We start from the raw sequence: 984 nt of genomic DNA on the forward strand, positions 1-984 counted from the left end.
AGAGGGTGTTGCGGAACCTGGGTGGTTAGTTGTTCGTGTCTTCTGCTAGGCGGCGTGCTGCTTCGGTTTCGACGGGGCCTTGGGGTTCGATGTGTTCGTCGGCGAGGCGGGCGGCCATCAGCCGAATCATCGCGAACTGGATCATCGCTTCCGCGTGGGCGGTTTTTCGTTCGTAGTCGCGGGTCAAGCGCCTGCACCTCGTGAGCCAGCCGAAGGTTCGTTCCACCACCCACCGTCGGGGCAGCACCTGGAAGCCTCGCACATCGGCGTTGCGCGGCACCGCAACGACCTCCACGTTCTCTTGCCGGCGGGCCCAGTCCACGAGCGTGGCGTCTTTCGAGTTGACGTAGCCCCCGTCCACCCACACCAGCCCGAGCAGCGGGAACCGTGCCCGGATCCCGGCCAGCAGCCGCCGGGCTCCGGGACGGTCCTGCACCGACGCCGACGTCACGGCCACGCCCAGCAGCAGCCCGAGCGTGTCGACCAGGACATGCCGTTTGCGGCCCCGCACCCGCTTCCCCGCGTCGTAACCGACCTGCTCGCCGCCTTCGACGGTTTTCACCGACTGCGAGTCCAGTACCGCCGCCGACGGCCGTGGATCCCGCCCGTCGCGTTCGCGGACCCGCTCGCGCAGCACGTCGTGGATCCGTTGCCAGGTGCCGTCGGCGGTCCAGGCCGCGAACACCCGATACGCCGTGCTCCACGGCGCGAGATCACGCGGCGCCAACCGCCACGCACACCCGCTGACCAGCACATAACTGATCGTGTCGATCACCAGCCGACGCGAATGCACCCGCGGCCGCCCGCCCAGACTCCGATGGGTTCTCGGCAGCAGCGGCTCGACCACCGCCCACTGCGCATCCGTCAACGACGAGTCATACACCGGCTTACAGGCACACACGCACACCCGGCCCGATGATCACCACACCCAGCCGCTACCACCACCGACACACCGCACCAAAACCAGGTTTCACAACACCCTCT

1 protein-coding gene is annotated in these 984 nt (G+C 67.8%); it reads right to left on the reverse strand.

Annotated elements, in window-relative coordinates; all coding sequences use genetic code 11:
* Positions 1-25: 25 nt before the first annotated feature.
* Positions 26-907 carry an IS5 family transposase gene (locus tag EIZ44_RS44435; RefSeq protein WP_134734618.1) on the reverse strand — a complete coding sequence of 294 codons (882 nt, stop codon included), beginning with the start codon at positions 905-907 and terminating at the stop codon, positions 26-28.
* Positions 908-984 lie beyond the last annotated feature (77 nt).

Origin of the sequence: Amycolatopsis nivea, assembly GCF_004522235.1 — a bacterium.
GTDB classification, from domain to species: Bacteria; Actinomycetota; Actinomycetes; order Mycobacteriales; family Pseudonocardiaceae; genus Amycolatopsis; species Amycolatopsis nivea.